Genomic DNA, 13612 nt, shown 5'->3' on the forward strand with positions numbered 1-13612 from the left:
GGCCGTTCCGCCGTCGCGTCAGCTTCATTCGCGACGGCCCGCTGTGGACTGCGCCACGTTGCGCGTCCTCGGGTCTTGCCGTACCACACCCACCCCAAAACGAGCATGTTTTCCGGACATTGACCGACGAAGCGCCGGGCGTCCGAGTGCGGTACAACGATCGGCCAGCCTACCGCGCGCGGTACGACAAGCGGATCACGGGGCGCGATCGGGCAGTACCCCGGCGAGCAGGAACGCGACGCTCCGCTCCTTCTCCGTCCAGGACCGCGTGTCGAGTTCCACGGACTGCAGCAGGGCGCACTCGACCTCGTAGCCGTGCTCGGAGAGGGCACGGCCGACGAGTTCGGCCGCGTCGCGGGTGGCGGCGTGGGTGACGATGCGCTGCGGGCGCCGGTCGGCGACCGCGGACACCACGGCCGCTCCCCCGCCGCCCACCCGCACGACGTCGGGTTCGGGCAGGTTCTCGAGGACGTGCGGGGCGGTGCCGTGGACGATCTGGAGCTGGACCGCGAAGCGGCGCGCGGCGGCGTCGGTGCGGGCGCAGGCGCCGTGGTCCCGGTCGACGGCGATGACGGCGGCGCCGGCCCGGGCGGCCTCGGTGGCGAAGGCGCCGCTGCCGCATCCGATGTCCCACACGAGGTCGCCGACACGGGGTCCGAGCCGGGCGAGTTGGGCCGCGCGCAGCGGTTCGGTCTCGCCCTCGCCCAGAGCACCGTCGTACGCCTCGGGCGGCAGGGTCCAGCCGCGGGCACCCGCGCCGGTGTCGCGGCCGGCGATCCAGCCGCCGCCCTCCTGCGCCGCGGCGGGACCGCCGATGACGATGACGACGTTCGGGTCGCGCCAGGTGTGGTCGGCGGCCTTGTCGGAGGTGACGACGGTGACCTGCTCGCGGGCGGTGCCCAGTTCCTCACAGATGACGAACGTGCGGTGGATGCCGTCGAGGAGCAGACCGAGTTCGGCGGGGCCGGCGCCGGGTGAGGTGAGGACCGCGACCTTGGTGTGGGCGCGGCATACGTTCACCGCGCGCCGCAGGGTGCGGGGGTGTGCGACGACCACCTGGGCGTCGTCCCAGGGCATGCCCGCGCGCGCGAAGGCGGCGGCCACGGAGGAGACGGCGGGGACGACCTCGACCTCCAGGCCGAACTCGGGGGCGCGCAGGGTGCGGACGACTCCGAAGAAGCCGGGGTCGCCGTCGGCGAACACCACGGCGGTGCCGCGATGGGCGGCGATCCGGCGGGCGGCGAGGGCGACGCTGCCGAGCCGGATGCGTTCGGCGCCGGGCGGTACCTCGGGCAGTACCAGGTGGTGTCCGGCACCGGCCACGAGGGTGGCGGCGCCCAGGGCGCCGCGTGCCGCGGCGGTCAGTGGAGAGCCGTCCCAGCCGATCACCGTGACCCGGTCGGCCATCGTCGTCAGTCTCCTGGGGGTTTGCGCAGGTCGTCGGAGGCAGCCCGCGGGCGGGCGGGCTCCGTGAGAGTACCTGGTGCCGTGCGGGCGCGCTCGGGCGCCTTCCCCGCTGCGCTCAGTTCCAGTCCGAGTACGACGTGAATCCGCCGGTGTCCGCCAGCTGCTCGCCCGCGCCCTCCAGGTCCTCGGGCAGCAGGCTCCACACGATGTAGTCGGTGCGCACCTCGGTCCAATGGCCGTCGTCGGTGCGGGTGCGCGCTATGCAGGCGCCGCGCAGGACGCCCTCGCTGATGCAGCCGATCTTCTGGGCGACCTGCTGGGAGGCGGTGTTGTCGGCCGCGGTGCGCAGCTCGATGCGTTCGAACTTCTGGTCGTGGAACAGCCACTGGGCGGTGGCGAGCGCGGCCTCGCAGGCGTAGCCCTCGCCGCGGGCCCAGGGCGCGACGACGTACGACAGCTCGGTGGAGCGTACGTGCCAGTTGGTGCGCGTCAGCTGGATCACGCCGACCAGGCGCTGGGTGAGGAACTCGGTGACGGCGAGGGCGACGCCGCGTCCCCGGGCGCGCTCGGTGGGTGCCTGTTCGGTGATCCAGGCGTGCGCGCTGTCCTCCGTGAAGGGCAGCCGCACGTCGGTCCAGGCGACGACCTGCTCGTCGTTCATCATCTCGGCGAGGGCGGGCACGTCGTCCTCGTCGAGCGGACGCAGCACCAACCGCTCCGTGCTGATGGAGATGCTGGGGAAGGTGCTCGTCATGACGTCGCTCCGTAACCTTCGAACCGTCAGGGACTGCTGAACTGCCCAGCATGCAGCATGAAAGCACTCAACCACACACCCGGGGTCCACTCCGTGTGAGGGAGTGAACCCCGGGTGCGCACGAAGGGCGACGTGGCTCAGAAGGAGGCGATGACCGAGCCGGCGTACTCCTTCTCGATGAACTTCTTGACCTCGGGGGAGGTGAGGAGCTTCGCGAGCTTCTTCACGCGCGGGTCGTCCTCGTTGCCCTCCTTGACGACGAGGAGGTTGACGTTCGGGTTGTTGTCGGGGGACTCCAGGACGAGCGCGTCCTTGGCCGGCTCGAGGTCCGCCTCCAAGGCGTAGTTGCCGTTGATCACGGCCGCGTCGACGTCCTTCAGGGCGCGGGGCGTCAGGGCCGCCTCCAGCTCCTTGAACTTGAGGTTCTTCGGGTTCTCGGTGATGTCGGCGGTGGTGGCCGAGGTGCCGACGCCGTCCTTGAGGGTGAGCAGTCCGTTGGCGGCGAGCAGCTGGAGGGCGCGCGCCTCGGTGACGGTGTCGTTGGGGACGGCGACGGTCGCGCCGTTCTTCAGGCCGCCGACCTTGTCGGTCTTCTCGGAGTACAGGCCGAGCGGCTCGAGGTGCACGGAGGCGACGGACACCAGGTGGGTGCCGTTCTTCTTGTTGAAGTCCTCGAGGTAGGGCTCGGTCTGGAAGTAGTTGGCGCCCACCGAGCCGTCCTCCGTCGCCGTGTTCGGCGTGACGTAGTCGGTGAACTCCTTGACGTCGAGGTCCAGGCCCGCCTTCTCGGCCAGGTTGTCCTTGACGTAGTCGAGGACCTGCGCGTGCGGGACGGGCGTCGCGGCGACGACCAGCGGTCCTGAGGTGTCGGAGGCGGCGTCCTGGCCCGAGCCGCAGGCGGTGAGCCCGAAGGTGAGGGCTCCGGCGGCGAGGGCGGCGGCGGTGATCTTGGCGGTGTTACGCACGAAAAGTGCCTTTCCTTAAGGGTGGTGCGACCCCGCGGTGGTGTGCGGGGGGTTCTTGGGGGGTTACGCGACCTTGTCCACGTCGGCCACGGCCGGCTCCTTCGCCTTCAGCAGGCGGAGCTTGGGGCCGGGGCCGGAGCGGGCGCCGCGGTGGTGCAGGGAGCGGGCCGTGCAGTCGCCGGCGAACTGGATGAGGGAGATGACGACGGCGAGGACCGCCACCGTGATCCACATCAGTCCGGTCTCGAAGCGCTGGTAGCCGTAGCGGACGGCGAGGTCGCCGAGTCCGCCGCCGCCGACGGTGCCGGCCATCGCCGAGTAGCCGATGAGGGCGATGACCGTGGTCGTGGTGGAGGCGATCAGGGACGGCAGGGCCTCGGGGACGAGGACCTTGCGGACGATGGTCCAGTTGTCGCCGCCCATCGACTGGACAGCCTCGACCAGTCCGTGGTCCACCTCGCGGACGGCCGTCTCGACGAGGCGGGCGAAGAACGGGATGCCGCCGATGGCGAGCGGCACGATGGCGGCCCCGCTGCCGATGGTGGTGCCGGTGACCCAGCGGGTGAAGCTCATCAGCGCCACCATCAGGATGATGAACGGCAGCGAGCGGCCGACGTTCACGATCTGCCCGATGACCTTGTTCAGCACGGTGCTCTGCAGCAGGCCGCCCTTGTCCGTGAGGACGAGCAGGACGCCGATCGGCAGGCCGACGACGACGGCGATCAGGGTGGACCAGCCGACCATGATCAGCGTTTCGGTACATGCCTGCTCCAGCAGGGGCCGCATCTCGGACCAGGTCACTTGGCACCTTCCTTGACCAGCAGGGGCGCGTCGTCCGTGGCACCCGGCACATCGATCTGCAGGCCCTGTTCGCGCAGGAAGCCGATCGGCACGACGTTGTCCTCGTAGCGGCCGGGCAGTTCGATGCGCATCCGGCCGACCTGGAGGCCGCCGACGGTGTCGATCGCGGCGCCCAGGATGGAGATGTCGATGTTGTACGTGCGGGCCAGCTGGGAGATGACCGGCTGCGTGGCGGACTCACCGTGGAAGGTGACGTCGAGGACCGTGCGGTCGTCGGCGGAGGCCTCGCCGCCCACCGGGAAGAGCGCGGCGGCCAGCTCCGAGCCCGGGGTGGCGAGCAGCTCGCTGACCGTGCCGGACTCGACGATGCGGCCGTTCTCCATCAGGGCGGCCGAGTCGCAGACGCTCTTGACGACGTCCATCTCGTGCGTGATGAGCAGGACGGTCAGGCCGAGCTGCTGGTTCAGGTCGCGCAGCAGCTTCAGGATCGAGCGGGTGGTCTCGGGGTCGAGGGCGCTGGTGGCCTCGTCGGAGAGCAACACCTCGGGGTCGCCGGCCAGGGCGCGGGCGATGCCGACGCGCTGCTTCTGGCCGCCGGAGAGCTGGGCGGGGTAGGCCTTCGCCTTGTCGGCGAGGCCGACCAGGTCGAGGAGTTCGAGGGCCTTGCGGGAACGTTCCTTCCCGGCCTTGCCGAGGATCTCCAGCGGCAGCTCGACGTTGTCCTGGACGGTCCGGGAGGACAGCAGGTTGAAGTGCTGGAAGACCATCCCGATGTGGCTGCGCGCCCGGCGGAGTTCCCGTCCCGCGCGCGGACCGCGCCCGGCGAGGGCGGTGAGGTCCTGGCCGGCGACGGTGACCGTGCCGGAGGTGGGGCGCTCCAGGAGGTTGACGCAGCGGATCAGCGAGGACTTGCCGGCGCCGGACTGGCCGATGACGCCGTAGACCTCACCTTCGCGGACGTGCAGATCGACGCCGTCCAACGCGGTGACCTCGCGGCCACCGGGGCGGTGCGGCCGGTAGATCTTCGTCAGGCCCGATGTGGTGATCACGTGGGTTTCCGTCACTGTCGAGTACGCGGGCGTGGGTGTGCCCTGGTACGGGAGGGAAGAGGTGCGCGGGGCAAGCGGGTCACGTACGGCGGAGGAGGTACGGACATGCCACCGGCGGCTCGCTTCGGGGCGCGAGGCTCAGGGGGTGCGGGGGCCCTCTAGAAGGCGCACATTCGACGACACATACAGCCGGCGCCGGGCGTGAGGGTCGCCTCGGTCGCAGGGATGCGGCTGTTCGTCGTGGTCATGCGATCAGTAAAGCAGACGTACGGAGGCAATCAGGAACCGCTGTCCGCATTGCGGACAGCGGTGGACGCTCCTCAGTCCCGGACGGAGATCTCCACGCCGTCGGCGGTGACCAGCACGGACAGGGCCGACAGGTCCTCGACCACCAGGTCGGCGGTCAGTTCGTGGGCGGGGTGGGTTGTGGCCAAGGCCACGGTGGTCATCCCGGCGGCGCGCCCGGCCCGCAGTCCGGCGGGGGCGTCCTCGAAGACGACACAGGCGGCCGGGTCCACGCCCAGCGCGCGGGCGCCGAGCAGGTAGGGCTGCGGGTCGGGCTTGCCCCGGGTGACGTCGTCGGCGGCGACCAGCGTCTTGGGCAGGATGCCGACGGCGTCGAGGCGGGCCTCGGCCAGGCGGCGGGTGGCGGAGGTGACGACGGCCCAGCGGTCGGCGGGCAGGGCGGTGAGGAAGTCGTACGTGCCGGGGAGCAGGCGCACACCGCCGTTGGGCACGTCCTCCACCTCCAGCGCCTCGATCCGCGCGACCGCCTCCGGCACGATCTCGGACGGCAGCAGATCGGCGGCTATCTCGGCCGCGGTCCGGCCGTGCAGTTCGACCCGCGCGAAGCGCTCGGCCGTGATGCCGTACTCCCCCGCCCAGCGGGTCCAGCAGCGGTGGACGGATTCCAGGGAGGAGACGAGGGTGCCGTCGTTGTCGAACAGCAGGGCCTGTGCGCGGATCTTCATGTCCTCGACCCTACGGGGGACCCCGGGGGCGGCCGCATCAGGCCTTTTGGCCCGTAATAGGGTCGCTCCATGCTTGATGCCCTGACGGTGGCGACCGCGGTCGCCGCGCTGTTGCTCGGCGCGTGGTGCGGCTGGGCCGCGTACCGCGATCAGCCGACGAAGGACTGGCACTTCATCGGGATGGCCGTGGTGTCGGTGCTGGCGCTGGCGCAGCTGGTGATCGGCATCGTGCAGCTGGCGCGCGGCGAGGAGCCGGCCCAGGGGACGACGATCTTCGTGGCGTATCTGCTGGGCGCGTTCGCCTGCGTCCCGGCCGCCGGGTTCATGTCGCTGGCCGAACGGTCGAAGTGGGGTTCGGTGACGGTCGCCGCGGGTGGCGTGGTGCTCGCCGTGCTGGAGGTGCGGCTCTATGACATCTGGGGAGGCTGAGGTGGCCACGACGGCCAGGACGCGGCTGATCAGCGGCCCCGGGGTGCTGCTGGTGTGGCTGTACGGCGTGATGGTCGTGGGAGCCGTGTCCCGGTCCGCGTACCAGATCGCCACGGAGTTCGACCACGCGCCGCTCGCCTATTCCCTGTCGGCGCTGGCGGGGATCGTGTACGGGTTCATCACGTACACGCTGGTGCGCGGTGGGGAGACGGCCCGCAGGGCGGCGCAGGTCTGCTGCGCCGCCGAGCTGGTGGGTGTGCTGGTCGTCGGCACGTGGACGCTGGTCGAGCCGTCGGCGTTCCCGGACGCGACCGTGTGGTCCGACTTCGGCATGGGCTACTTGTTCATCCCGGTGCTGTTGCCGGTCTCGGCGCTGTGGTGGCTGCGGAAGGCGGCGCGGAGCGCCTGAGGGCCTCGCGGCTCAGGCCGTCGTCACGTAGGCGCCCGCCTGCTTCTCCAGGACGATCATGGGGACGCCGTCCGTGCCCTGCGACGTGCCCACCGTCTCGTAACCGACCTTGCGGTAGAGGCGAAGGTTGACCTCGCTGCGGTGGCCGGTGTGGAGGCGGAACTTCTTGGCGCCGCGCTGCTCCGCGAGGGCCGACTCGGCCGCGTTCAGGAGGCGGGCGCCGATGCCGTGGCCCTGGAGGCGGGGGTGGACGCAGAGGCGGCCGATGGCCGCCGCGCCGTCGTCGGTGATCGCGCCGCGCACCGAGCCGATCACCTCGTCGCCGAGCCGGGCCACGAAGACGCAGTCCTCGGCGACCTCCTGACGGACCGAATCGAGCGTCTGGACGAGCGGGTCGATGCGGTAGTTGCCGTACAGCGCCGCTTCGCTCTGGAAGCACAGGTACTGCAGCTTGAAGATCTGCTCGACGTCCTGGTCGGTCGCCTCGGAGATGATCACGCTCATGCCCATGTGTGCACGCCTCCCGCTCACCTGTTGCCTGTTGTCCCTCACTCCTATCCCCGTGCTCCGCGGGCCGCAACCTCCGCGGCAAGCAATCGCCGCAGACATCCCAGACATCTGGAACGTTCCGGCCCGAGACTTCCCTGTGAGATACCCAACTCCCCCGCGATCTCCCGGTATGTGAGGTCCTTGGGGGACATCAACGCCTCCAGAAGGGCGGGGCAACGCCCGGGCAGCCCGCGCACCGCGGCGCGCAGGGCACGGGTGCGGGAAGCGGTGAGGACGAGCTGTTCGGGGGTGCGGTCGGTCTCGTCGGCGGGCTCGGTGCCGTACGGGCGTTCGTGCCGGGTCGTACGGCGGGAGCGGCGGGCCTCGGAGCGGACGGCGCGGCGCAGCCAGCGCTCGGGGTCGCGGGGCGGGCCGCCGGAGTCGAGGAGTTCCAGAAGGCGGAGCCAGACCGCCTGTTCCAGGTCGCCGGGCTCGGTGCCGGCGGCGTGCGCCTCGGCCGAGGCCTCGGCGGCGAGCAGGGGGCGCAGTGCGGTGAGCAGATCGTGCGTCATATGCGGCACGACGCGGCCGCCCGGGCGGTGGGTTGCCCGGGCGGCCGGCTGTCACCCCGAGCGGGGTGGGGCGGTTCAGTTGTTGACGAAGTCCTCGCGGGCCAGCAGGCCGGTGTCGGGCTGGTCGGTGAAGATGCCGTCGATGCCGGTGGCGAAGTACGCCTTGTAGGCGCCGAAGACGTCGCCGTAGGCGTCCGCGTCGGTGCCCTCGCGGAAGTTCGCGGGCAGGAACGGGTTCTCGTTGCGCATCGTGTAGGGGTGCAGCCTGAGGCCGACCTTGTGGGCGTCGGCGACGAGGGTGGTCGGCCGGGTGAGGTTGCCGGCGGCGTCCCTCGGGATGACCAGGTCGAGGGTGGGGCCGATGCCCTGGGCGTAGGAGGCAATCTCGCGCAGGCCGGCCGGCTTGATCAGGTCGGCGACGGTACGCGGGTCACCGGTCTCCACGAAGTCCCAGGGACGGGTGGTGGCACCGGACAGCAGCACGACGAGCGGGTTGTCGACCAGCTTGTGCAGGCGCTGGACGCTGGTCGGCTCGAAGGACTGGAGGATGACCGGCGAGTTCCAGCGGTCCCTGCGGTACTTGCGCAGCACCTTGGCGACCCGCTCCTCCAGGGAGAGGCCCAGCTTGCGGAAGTAGGTGGGGTGCTTGAGCTCGGGGTAGATCCACACCTCCTTGCCGCGCTTGCGGGCCTGCTCGTCCTGCCACCGGAGCACCTCCTCGAAGGTGGGGATCTCCCAGCGGCCGTCGTAGAGGGTGTTGTGCGGGCGGTTGGCCGGGATGCGCTCGGTGGCGCGCAGGGTCTTCAGCTCGGCGAGGGTGAAGTCCTCGGTGAACCAGCCGGTGGTGGGGACGCCGTCCAGCACCTTCGTGGTCCTGCGGTCGGCGAACTCGGGGTGGTCGGCGACGTCCGTGGTGCCGCCGATCTCGGGCTCGTGCCGGCAGACGAGGTGACCGTCCTTGGAGGGCACCAGGTCGCCGGCCTCGACGATGTCGGCACCCATGTCGAGGGCCAGCTGGTACGAGCCCAGGGTGTGCTCGGGACGGTAACCGCTGGCACCGCGGTGGCCGACGATCGTCGGCACGGGCAGGCTCTTCATTCCTCGGCCTCCATGTCGCGCATCGGCTCTCGCCGTGCCGGACAGACCGAGGACCGCTCCGCCCGCGCCGAGCACCGCAGCTCCGAGCAGCGCGCGCCGCCCGGTGCGCGCCTGCTCCTGCTCGTTGGACTCCTGCGTTGCCATCAGCGGCCTCCTTGCCGTGAATGTCGGTGGTGCTGGCAGATCGTAGGGGTGTCGACGTGTCAGCCGGGAGGCTTCATTTCGAACGCGTGGATGACGACGGATGTCGTATGAGGACCGTACGTTCGGCCGAGGTGACGAGCCGTCGGCTTCGGCGGCGCGGCGCGGGGTAGCCGGTCGGTACCGGCTCCACGCGATGTCGGTCACATCGTCGCCGCCGGGTTACGCGTAGGCTGCGACACGCCACCGCAGGTGAACGTACGTCAACAGTGCGTAAGACCTCGGTGAACCCGATGTCCCCGATGTGCGCTTGCCCAGGGGCCGCGAGTATCGTCCTCACCTGCACAGACTCATACCGAATCCGTTGACCCCGGAGGGCCCGTTGTCCCGCTTCGCGCTCATCAAGGCAGTGCTCGGTCCGATCATGCGCCTGATGTTCCGCCCTCGGGTGGAGGGTGTGGAGCACATCCCGGGCGACGGTCCGGTGATCCTGGCCGGCAATCACCTCACGTTCATCGACTCGATGATCCTGCCGCTGGTCTGCGACCGTCAGGTCTTCTTCATCGGCAAGGACGAGTACGTCACCGGCAAGGGCCTCAAGGGCCGGCTGATGGCGTGGTTCTTCACCGGCGTCGGCATGATCCCCGTCGACCGCGACGGCGGCAAGGGTGGGGTCGCGGCGCTGATGACCGGCCGCCGGATCCTGGAGGAGGGCCGGGTCTTCGGCATCTACCCCGAGGGCACCCGCTCGCCCGACGGCCGTCTGTACCGGGGCCGTACCGGCATCGCCCGGCTCACCCTGATGACCGGGGCTCCGGTCGTCCCGTTCGCCATGATCGGGACGGACCGGATCCAGCCCGGCGGGGCCGGGTTTCCCCGCCCCGCCCGCGTGGCGGTGCGCTTCGGTGAGGCGCTGGAGTTCTCCCGGTACGACGGGATGGACCGGGACCGGTACGTACTGCGGGCCGTGACGGACTCCGTGATGACGGAGGTCATGCGGCTGTCGGGGCAGGAGTATGTGGACATGTACGCCACGAAGGCCAAGACAGCGGCGTAGCTCCGCCGGGTGGGGCGGGAGGGCGTGGGGCGCGCGGTGGGTTTTCGGCCGCGGGTGGGGGCTTGTCGCGCAGTTCCCCGCGCCCCTCTTCGTCGGCCCGGTCAGCGGTGGCCGTCACCGTGGGGGTTGGGGTTGCGGAGGCAGTTCCTGTGCCGGCCGTTCGATGTGGCTTGTCGCGCACTTCCCCCCCGCCCCTGCGTCGGCGCTGTCAGCGGGATTTGCCGGGCGTCCTGCGGCGGCGCGGGCAGCGGGGTTCGCCGGGCGTTCTGCGGCGGTGGGTCACGTCGTGTCTTCCAGCCTCTGGCCTCGGAGCAGGATCCATGCCGCTGCCGCCGCCGCCAGCAGTACCGTCGCGCCCACGCCCGAGGCGAGGGTCAGGCCGTCCACGAAGGACTGACGAGCCGCTTCCAGCAGGGCCTCGGAGGTGTGGGCCGGGAGGCCCGCGGCCACCTCGACGGCTCCGCCCAGTGACTCGTGGGCGGCCTCCGGGGTGCCCGCCGGCGCGGTGAAGCCCTTGTACACGCCGGTCACGACCGAACCGAGCAGGGCGATACCGAGGGCCGCGCCGAGTTCGTACGCCGTCTCGGAGACGGCCGACGCGGCACCCGCCTGCTCCTTGGGCACGGACGCGAGGATCACGTCGGCGGTCACCGTGAACGAGAATCCGGCGCCGACACCGACGACCAGCAGCGCGGTGCCGAGCAGCGGGTACCCGGTGTGCTGGCCGAGCAGGGTCAGCGCGCCCAGCGCCAGGCCGACGGCGGCGAGTCCACCCGCGACCACCGCCCGCACCGAGTACTGCCGGGCCGCCCGCCCGGCGACCAGACCGGCCGCCACCGCGCCGATCGCGGCGGGCAGTTCGGCCAGACCCGCCTCGAACGGGCGCCTGCCCTGCACCAGTTGCAGGTACTGCGAGAGGAAGAAGACCAGGCCGGACATGCCGAGGACGGTCAGCAGGTCGGCGAGCACCGCGCCACTGAAGCCGCGGTTGCGGAACAGGCGCATGTCCAGCAGCGGGGCCGGCAGGGTGAACTGCCGCCGGACGAAGCCGTGGAGCGCGGCGGCGCCCAGCAGGCCCGCGGCGACGGTCTCCCAGCCGAACCCGTGCGTCGCGGCCTCCTTGACCGCGTACACCACGGCGATCATGCCGACCAGCGACAGCAGGACGCTGAGCAGGTCCCAGGGGCCGGGACTGGCGTTCTTGGACTCGGGCAGCAGCTTGACGCCGACAAGGACGAGGACCGCCATCACGGGCAGGTTGATCAGGAAGACGGAGCCCCACCAGAAGTGCTCCAGCAGGAAACCGCCGACGATCGGGCCGACCGCCGTACCGGCCGACGCGGTGGCGCCCCAGATACCGATGGCAAGGCTGCGCTCGCGCGGGTCGTGGAAGAGGTTGCGGATCAGGGCGAGCGTGGCCGGCATCAGGGTCGCGCCCGCGACACCGAGCAGCGCCCGGGCCAGGATCAGCATCTCGGGGGTGGTCGCGTAGGCGTTGAGCACGGACACGGCGCCGAACGCCGTGGCGCCGATCAGCAGGATGCGCTTGCGCCCGACGCGGTCGCCGAGGCTTCCCATGGAGACGAGCAGACCGGCGATGACGAAGGAGTAGACGTCACCGATCCACAGCAGCTGGGTGCCGGACGGGCTCAGGTCCTCGGATATGTAGGGGGTCGCGAGGCCCAGCACGGTGGCGTCGACGGCCACCAGCAGCACGGCGAGCACGAGTACGGACAGCGCGAGCCAGCGGCCGGGGCGCTTCACCGCCTCGTTCGCGTTCGCCGGCCGCAGGGTGCTGGTCATGATTCCTCTCTCCGTGTGGCGCCGCCGAGCAGGAGCTCGACGATCATGTTCTGGAAGTCGTTCGCGGCGACCCGGCCGTCGTGGACGGACCAGGCGCCGGCCGCGATCAGGCCGTAGAGGGCCTCGGTGAGCCAGGCGGGGGTCAGGTCGATGCGGAATTCGCCGGCGTCCTGGCCGCGCCGGAACAGCGCCGAGATCCGGGCGTCGAGCCGGTCCCAGCCCTCGTTCTGCTCGTCGCCCTCGAACAGCTGGTTCTCGGTGTAGAGGAAGGCGACGAGTCCGGCCGCGGGCTCGATCTCCCGGACCAGGCGCCGTACGGCGTCGCTCGCGCTGCCCTCGTCCAGCCGGGCCGCCGCCAGGGCGGCCTCGCACTCGGCGAGGCCGAGCGCCTCCAGCGCCCGGACCAGCGCGTCGCGCCCGGCGAACTGGCGGTGCAGTGTGGCCCGACTGATTCCGGCGGCCTTCGCGACCTCGTCCATGGTCGCGGTGGATTTCCGGGTCAGCAGGGCTGCGGCGGTGCGCAGTACGTGCTCTCGATCGACGGCCATGAGACAACCATAACCCATGTGAGACATGAATGTCTCATTCTGGGCATGTGTGACTCACAGCCAGCGGTCGATCCCGGTGTCGGTGGACGGCCGGTCTCAGTGCCAGGGCAGCTCCCCGCGCCGCTCCCAGTAGACCCGCGGATCCTCGGCGAGGACGGCGAGCCGTGCCAGCTGGTCTTCGTCGAGGTCCACGACGGCGGCGTGCAGGTTCGAGGCGAGCTGGCCGGTGGTCGCGGCGCCGGAGAGGACCACGCCCGCCCACGGCCTGCTCAGGATCAGTGCGAGGGCGACGGCGTCGCAGCCCAGGCCCGTCTCCGCGGCGACGGCCTTCAGCCCGCCCGGCGCGTAGGGCTCCGCGAGCCGGCCGTTGGCCATGCCTTCCTTGACGATCACCGTCAGTCCGGCGTCATGGGCCTCGGCGAGGGCGTGGGCGGCCGAGGTCTCCAGGGCGTTGAACGTGGACTGGACGGTGCGGAAGAGGGGCTCGCCGTCGACCGTCACCTTCAGGGCCGCCCGGATCGCCTCCGCCTGCGCGGGGCCGCTGGTGGAGAAGCCGATGGTCAGGCCCTGGGCGGCGACCTCGGCGAGTGCGGCGTGCAGTTGCCTGTCGGTGAGGGCGGGGCTGTCCGGGGTCACCGAGTGGATCTGGTAGAGGTCGAGCCGGTCGCCCAGCAGTTCGGCGCTCTCGGCGCGCTGCCGCACGTAGGTGGCGAAGCCGTGGTCCTTCACCTCGTGCTGCTCGGCGTCCGTGGACCAGTCGGCGGTGTAGGTGTAGCCCCACTTGCTGCCGACGACGACGTCGTCGGCCTCGGGGTGCGCGTTCAGCCAGTCGGCGAGGAACTCCTCGGAGCGGCCGTAGGAGCGGGCGGCGTCGAAGTAGCGCACACCCTGGGCGTAGGCGGCGTCGAGGAGCTCATGGGTGCGGGCGCGCAACGTCTCGACGCCGCGGTCCTCCCCGAGGTCCCGTTCCCGGGCGAGGTTGATGTAGCCGGGGCGGCCGACGGCGGCGAGACCCAGTCCGATGTGGCAGGTGGGGGTTGTCGCTGTGGCCAGTCGGGCGAAGGGCATCGCGGGCTCCGTTCGGTCGGCTCCGGTACGGCTTGCGACCAACCTAACCCG

At 71.1% G+C, this 13612-nt stretch carries 15 protein-coding genes; 3 read left to right on the forward strand and 12 right to left on the reverse strand.

The window, feature by feature from the left end:
- Positions 1 to 195 precede the first annotated feature (195 nt).
- The 6 genes from cbiE to ACFV6X_RS20930 all read right to left on the reverse strand — a co-directional run bounded on the left by cbiE (position 196) and on the right by ACFV6X_RS20930 (position 5947).
- Entirely contained in the window at positions 196 to 1407 is a 1212-nt protein-coding gene (gene cbiE / locus ACFV6X_RS20905; RefSeq protein WP_385385571.1) for a precorrin-6y C5,15-methyltransferase (decarboxylating) subunit CbiE, read from the reverse strand.
- A 115-nt stretch (positions 1408 to 1522) separates the two neighbouring features.
- The gene (locus ACFV6X_RS20910; RefSeq protein WP_385385573.1) at positions 1523 to 2161 is read right to left on the reverse strand and encodes a GNAT family N-acetyltransferase; all 639 of its coding nucleotides are present in this window, start codon (positions 2159 to 2161) and stop codon (positions 1523 to 1525) included.
- 137 nt (positions 2162 to 2298) lie between these two features.
- A complete protein-coding gene (locus ACFV6X_RS20915) occupies positions 2299 to 3126 on the reverse strand; it encodes a MetQ/NlpA family ABC transporter substrate-binding protein (protein ID WP_385385575.1) in 828 nt (275 codons plus the stop codon).
- A gap of 63 nt (positions 3127 to 3189) precedes the next feature.
- Complete coding sequence (locus ACFV6X_RS20920) at positions 3190 to 3927, reverse strand: methionine ABC transporter permease (protein ID WP_385385577.1); 738 nt, start codon at positions 3925 to 3927, stop codon at positions 3190 to 3192.
- Positions 3924 to 4976: a methionine ABC transporter ATP-binding protein gene (locus ACFV6X_RS20925; protein WP_385385579.1), complete on the reverse strand. Its 1053-nt coding sequence runs from the start codon at positions 4974 to 4976 to the stop codon at positions 3924 to 3926. The genes ACFV6X_RS20920 and ACFV6X_RS20925 overlap by 4 nt, the downstream gene beginning before the upstream one ends.
- Positions 4977 to 5296: 320 nt before the next feature.
- Positions 5297 to 5947, reverse strand: coding sequence for an HAD family hydrolase (locus tag ACFV6X_RS20930; RefSeq protein ID WP_385385581.1), 651 nt, complete (start codon positions 5945 to 5947; stop codon positions 5297 to 5299).
- 69 nt (positions 5948 to 6016) lie between these two features.
- On the opposite strand from ACFV6X_RS20930, the gene ACFV6X_RS20935 reads away from it, so the two are divergent.
- Together ACFV6X_RS20935 and ACFV6X_RS20940 are read left to right on the forward strand one after the other, a co-directional pair.
- Positions 6017 to 6376 carry a hypothetical protein gene (locus ACFV6X_RS20935; RefSeq protein WP_365451399.1) on the forward strand — a complete coding sequence of 120 codons (360 nt, stop codon included), beginning with the start codon at positions 6017 to 6019 and terminating at the stop codon, positions 6374 to 6376.
- Positions 6357 to 6785 carry a hypothetical protein gene (locus tag ACFV6X_RS20940; protein WP_385385583.1) on the forward strand — a complete coding sequence of 143 codons (429 nt, stop codon included), beginning with the start codon at positions 6357 to 6359 and terminating at the stop codon, positions 6783 to 6785. Before ACFV6X_RS20935 ends, ACFV6X_RS20940 begins: the two co-directional genes overlap by 20 nt.
- Before the next feature lie 12 nt (positions 6786 to 6797).
- Here the strand turns inward: ACFV6X_RS20940 and ACFV6X_RS20945 are convergent, their stop codons facing one another.
- The 3 genes from ACFV6X_RS20945 to ACFV6X_RS20955 form a co-directional block, all read right to left on the reverse strand.
- Complete coding sequence (locus tag ACFV6X_RS20945) at positions 6798 to 7295, reverse strand: GNAT family N-acetyltransferase (RefSeq protein ID WP_385385585.1); 498 nt, start codon at positions 7293 to 7295, stop codon at positions 6798 to 6800.
- A 44-nt stretch (positions 7296 to 7339) separates the two neighbouring features.
- On the reverse strand, positions 7340 to 7846 hold the full coding sequence (locus ACFV6X_RS20950) for a sigma-70 family RNA polymerase sigma factor (RefSeq protein WP_385385587.1): 507 nt from the start codon (positions 7844 to 7846) through the stop codon (positions 7340 to 7342).
- A gap of 75 nt (positions 7847 to 7921) precedes the next feature.
- Complete coding sequence (locus tag ACFV6X_RS20955) at positions 7922 to 9088, reverse strand: glycerophosphodiester phosphodiesterase (protein ID WP_385385589.1); 1167 nt, start codon at positions 9086 to 9088, stop codon at positions 7922 to 7924.
- A gap of 379 nt (positions 9089 to 9467) precedes the next feature.
- On the opposite strand from ACFV6X_RS20955, the gene ACFV6X_RS20960 reads away from it, so the two are divergent.
- Positions 9468 to 10142, forward strand: a complete 675-nt coding sequence (locus ACFV6X_RS20960) for a lysophospholipid acyltransferase family protein (RefSeq protein ID WP_385385591.1) — start codon at positions 9468 to 9470, stop codon at positions 10140 to 10142.
- Positions 10143 to 10421: 279 nt separating this feature from the next.
- Here the strand turns inward: ACFV6X_RS20960 and ACFV6X_RS20965 are convergent, their stop codons facing one another.
- The 3 genes from ACFV6X_RS20965 to ACFV6X_RS20975 form a co-directional block, all read right to left on the reverse strand.
- Positions 10422 to 11945, reverse strand: a complete 1524-nt coding sequence (locus ACFV6X_RS20965) for an MFS transporter (protein ID WP_385385593.1) — start codon at positions 11943 to 11945, stop codon at positions 10422 to 10424.
- On the reverse strand, positions 11942 to 12493 hold the full coding sequence (locus tag ACFV6X_RS20970; protein WP_385385595.1) for a TetR/AcrR family transcriptional regulator: 552 nt from the start codon (positions 12491 to 12493) through the stop codon (positions 11942 to 11944). The genes ACFV6X_RS20965 and ACFV6X_RS20970 overlap by 4 nt, the downstream gene beginning before the upstream one ends.
- 96 nt (positions 12494 to 12589) lie before the next feature.
- Entirely contained in the window at positions 12590 to 13561 is a 972-nt protein-coding gene (locus ACFV6X_RS20975) for an aldo/keto reductase (RefSeq protein ID WP_385385596.1), read from the reverse strand.
- Positions 13562 to 13612: the final 51 nt, after the last annotated feature.

Origin of the sequence: Streptomyces sp. NPDC059861 (assembly GCF_042731435.1) — a bacterium.
Lineage (GTDB): Bacteria > Actinomycetota > Actinomycetes > Streptomycetales > Streptomycetaceae > Streptomyces.

Bases quoted from the DNA above. Each gene is read 5' to 3' on its own strand.
- cbiE (WP_385385571.1), bottom strand. From the start codon at position 1,407: ATGGCCGACCGGGTCACGGTGATCGGCTGGGACGGCTCTCCACTGACC.
- ACFV6X_RS20910 (WP_385385573.1), bottom strand. From the start codon at position 2,161: ATGACGAGCACCTTCCCCAGCATCTCCATCAGCACGGAGCGGTTGGTG.
- ACFV6X_RS20930 (WP_385385581.1), bottom strand. From the start codon at position 5,947: ATGAAGATCCGCGCACAGGCCCTGCTGTTCGACAACGACGGCACCCTC.
- ACFV6X_RS20935 (WP_365451399.1), top strand. From the start codon at position 6,017: ATGCTTGATGCCCTGACGGTGGCGACCGCGGTCGCCGCGCTGTTGCTC.
- ACFV6X_RS20940 (WP_385385583.1), top strand. From the start codon at position 6,357: ATGACATCTGGGGAGGCTGAGGTGGCCACGACGGCCAGGACGCGGCTG.
- ACFV6X_RS20945 (WP_385385585.1), bottom strand. From the start codon at position 7,295: ATGGGCATGAGCGTGATCATCTCCGAGGCGACCGACCAGGACGTCGAG.
- ACFV6X_RS20950 (WP_385385587.1), bottom strand. From the start codon at position 7,846: ATGACGCACGATCTGCTCACCGCACTGCGCCCCCTGCTCGCCGCCGAG.
- ACFV6X_RS20955 (WP_385385589.1), bottom strand. From the start codon at position 9,088: ATGGCAACGCAGGAGTCCAACGAGCAGGAGCAGGCGCGCACCGGGCGG.
- ACFV6X_RS20965 (WP_385385593.1), bottom strand. From the start codon at position 11,945: ATGACCAGCACCCTGCGGCCGGCGAACGCGAACGAGGCGGTGAAGCGC.
- ACFV6X_RS20970 (WP_385385595.1), bottom strand. From the start codon at position 12,493: ATGGCCGTCGATCGAGAGCACGTACTGCGCACCGCCGCAGCCCTGCTG.
- ACFV6X_RS20975 (WP_385385596.1), bottom strand. From the start codon at position 13,561: ATGCCCTTCGCCCGACTGGCCACAGCGACAACCCCCACCTGCCACATC.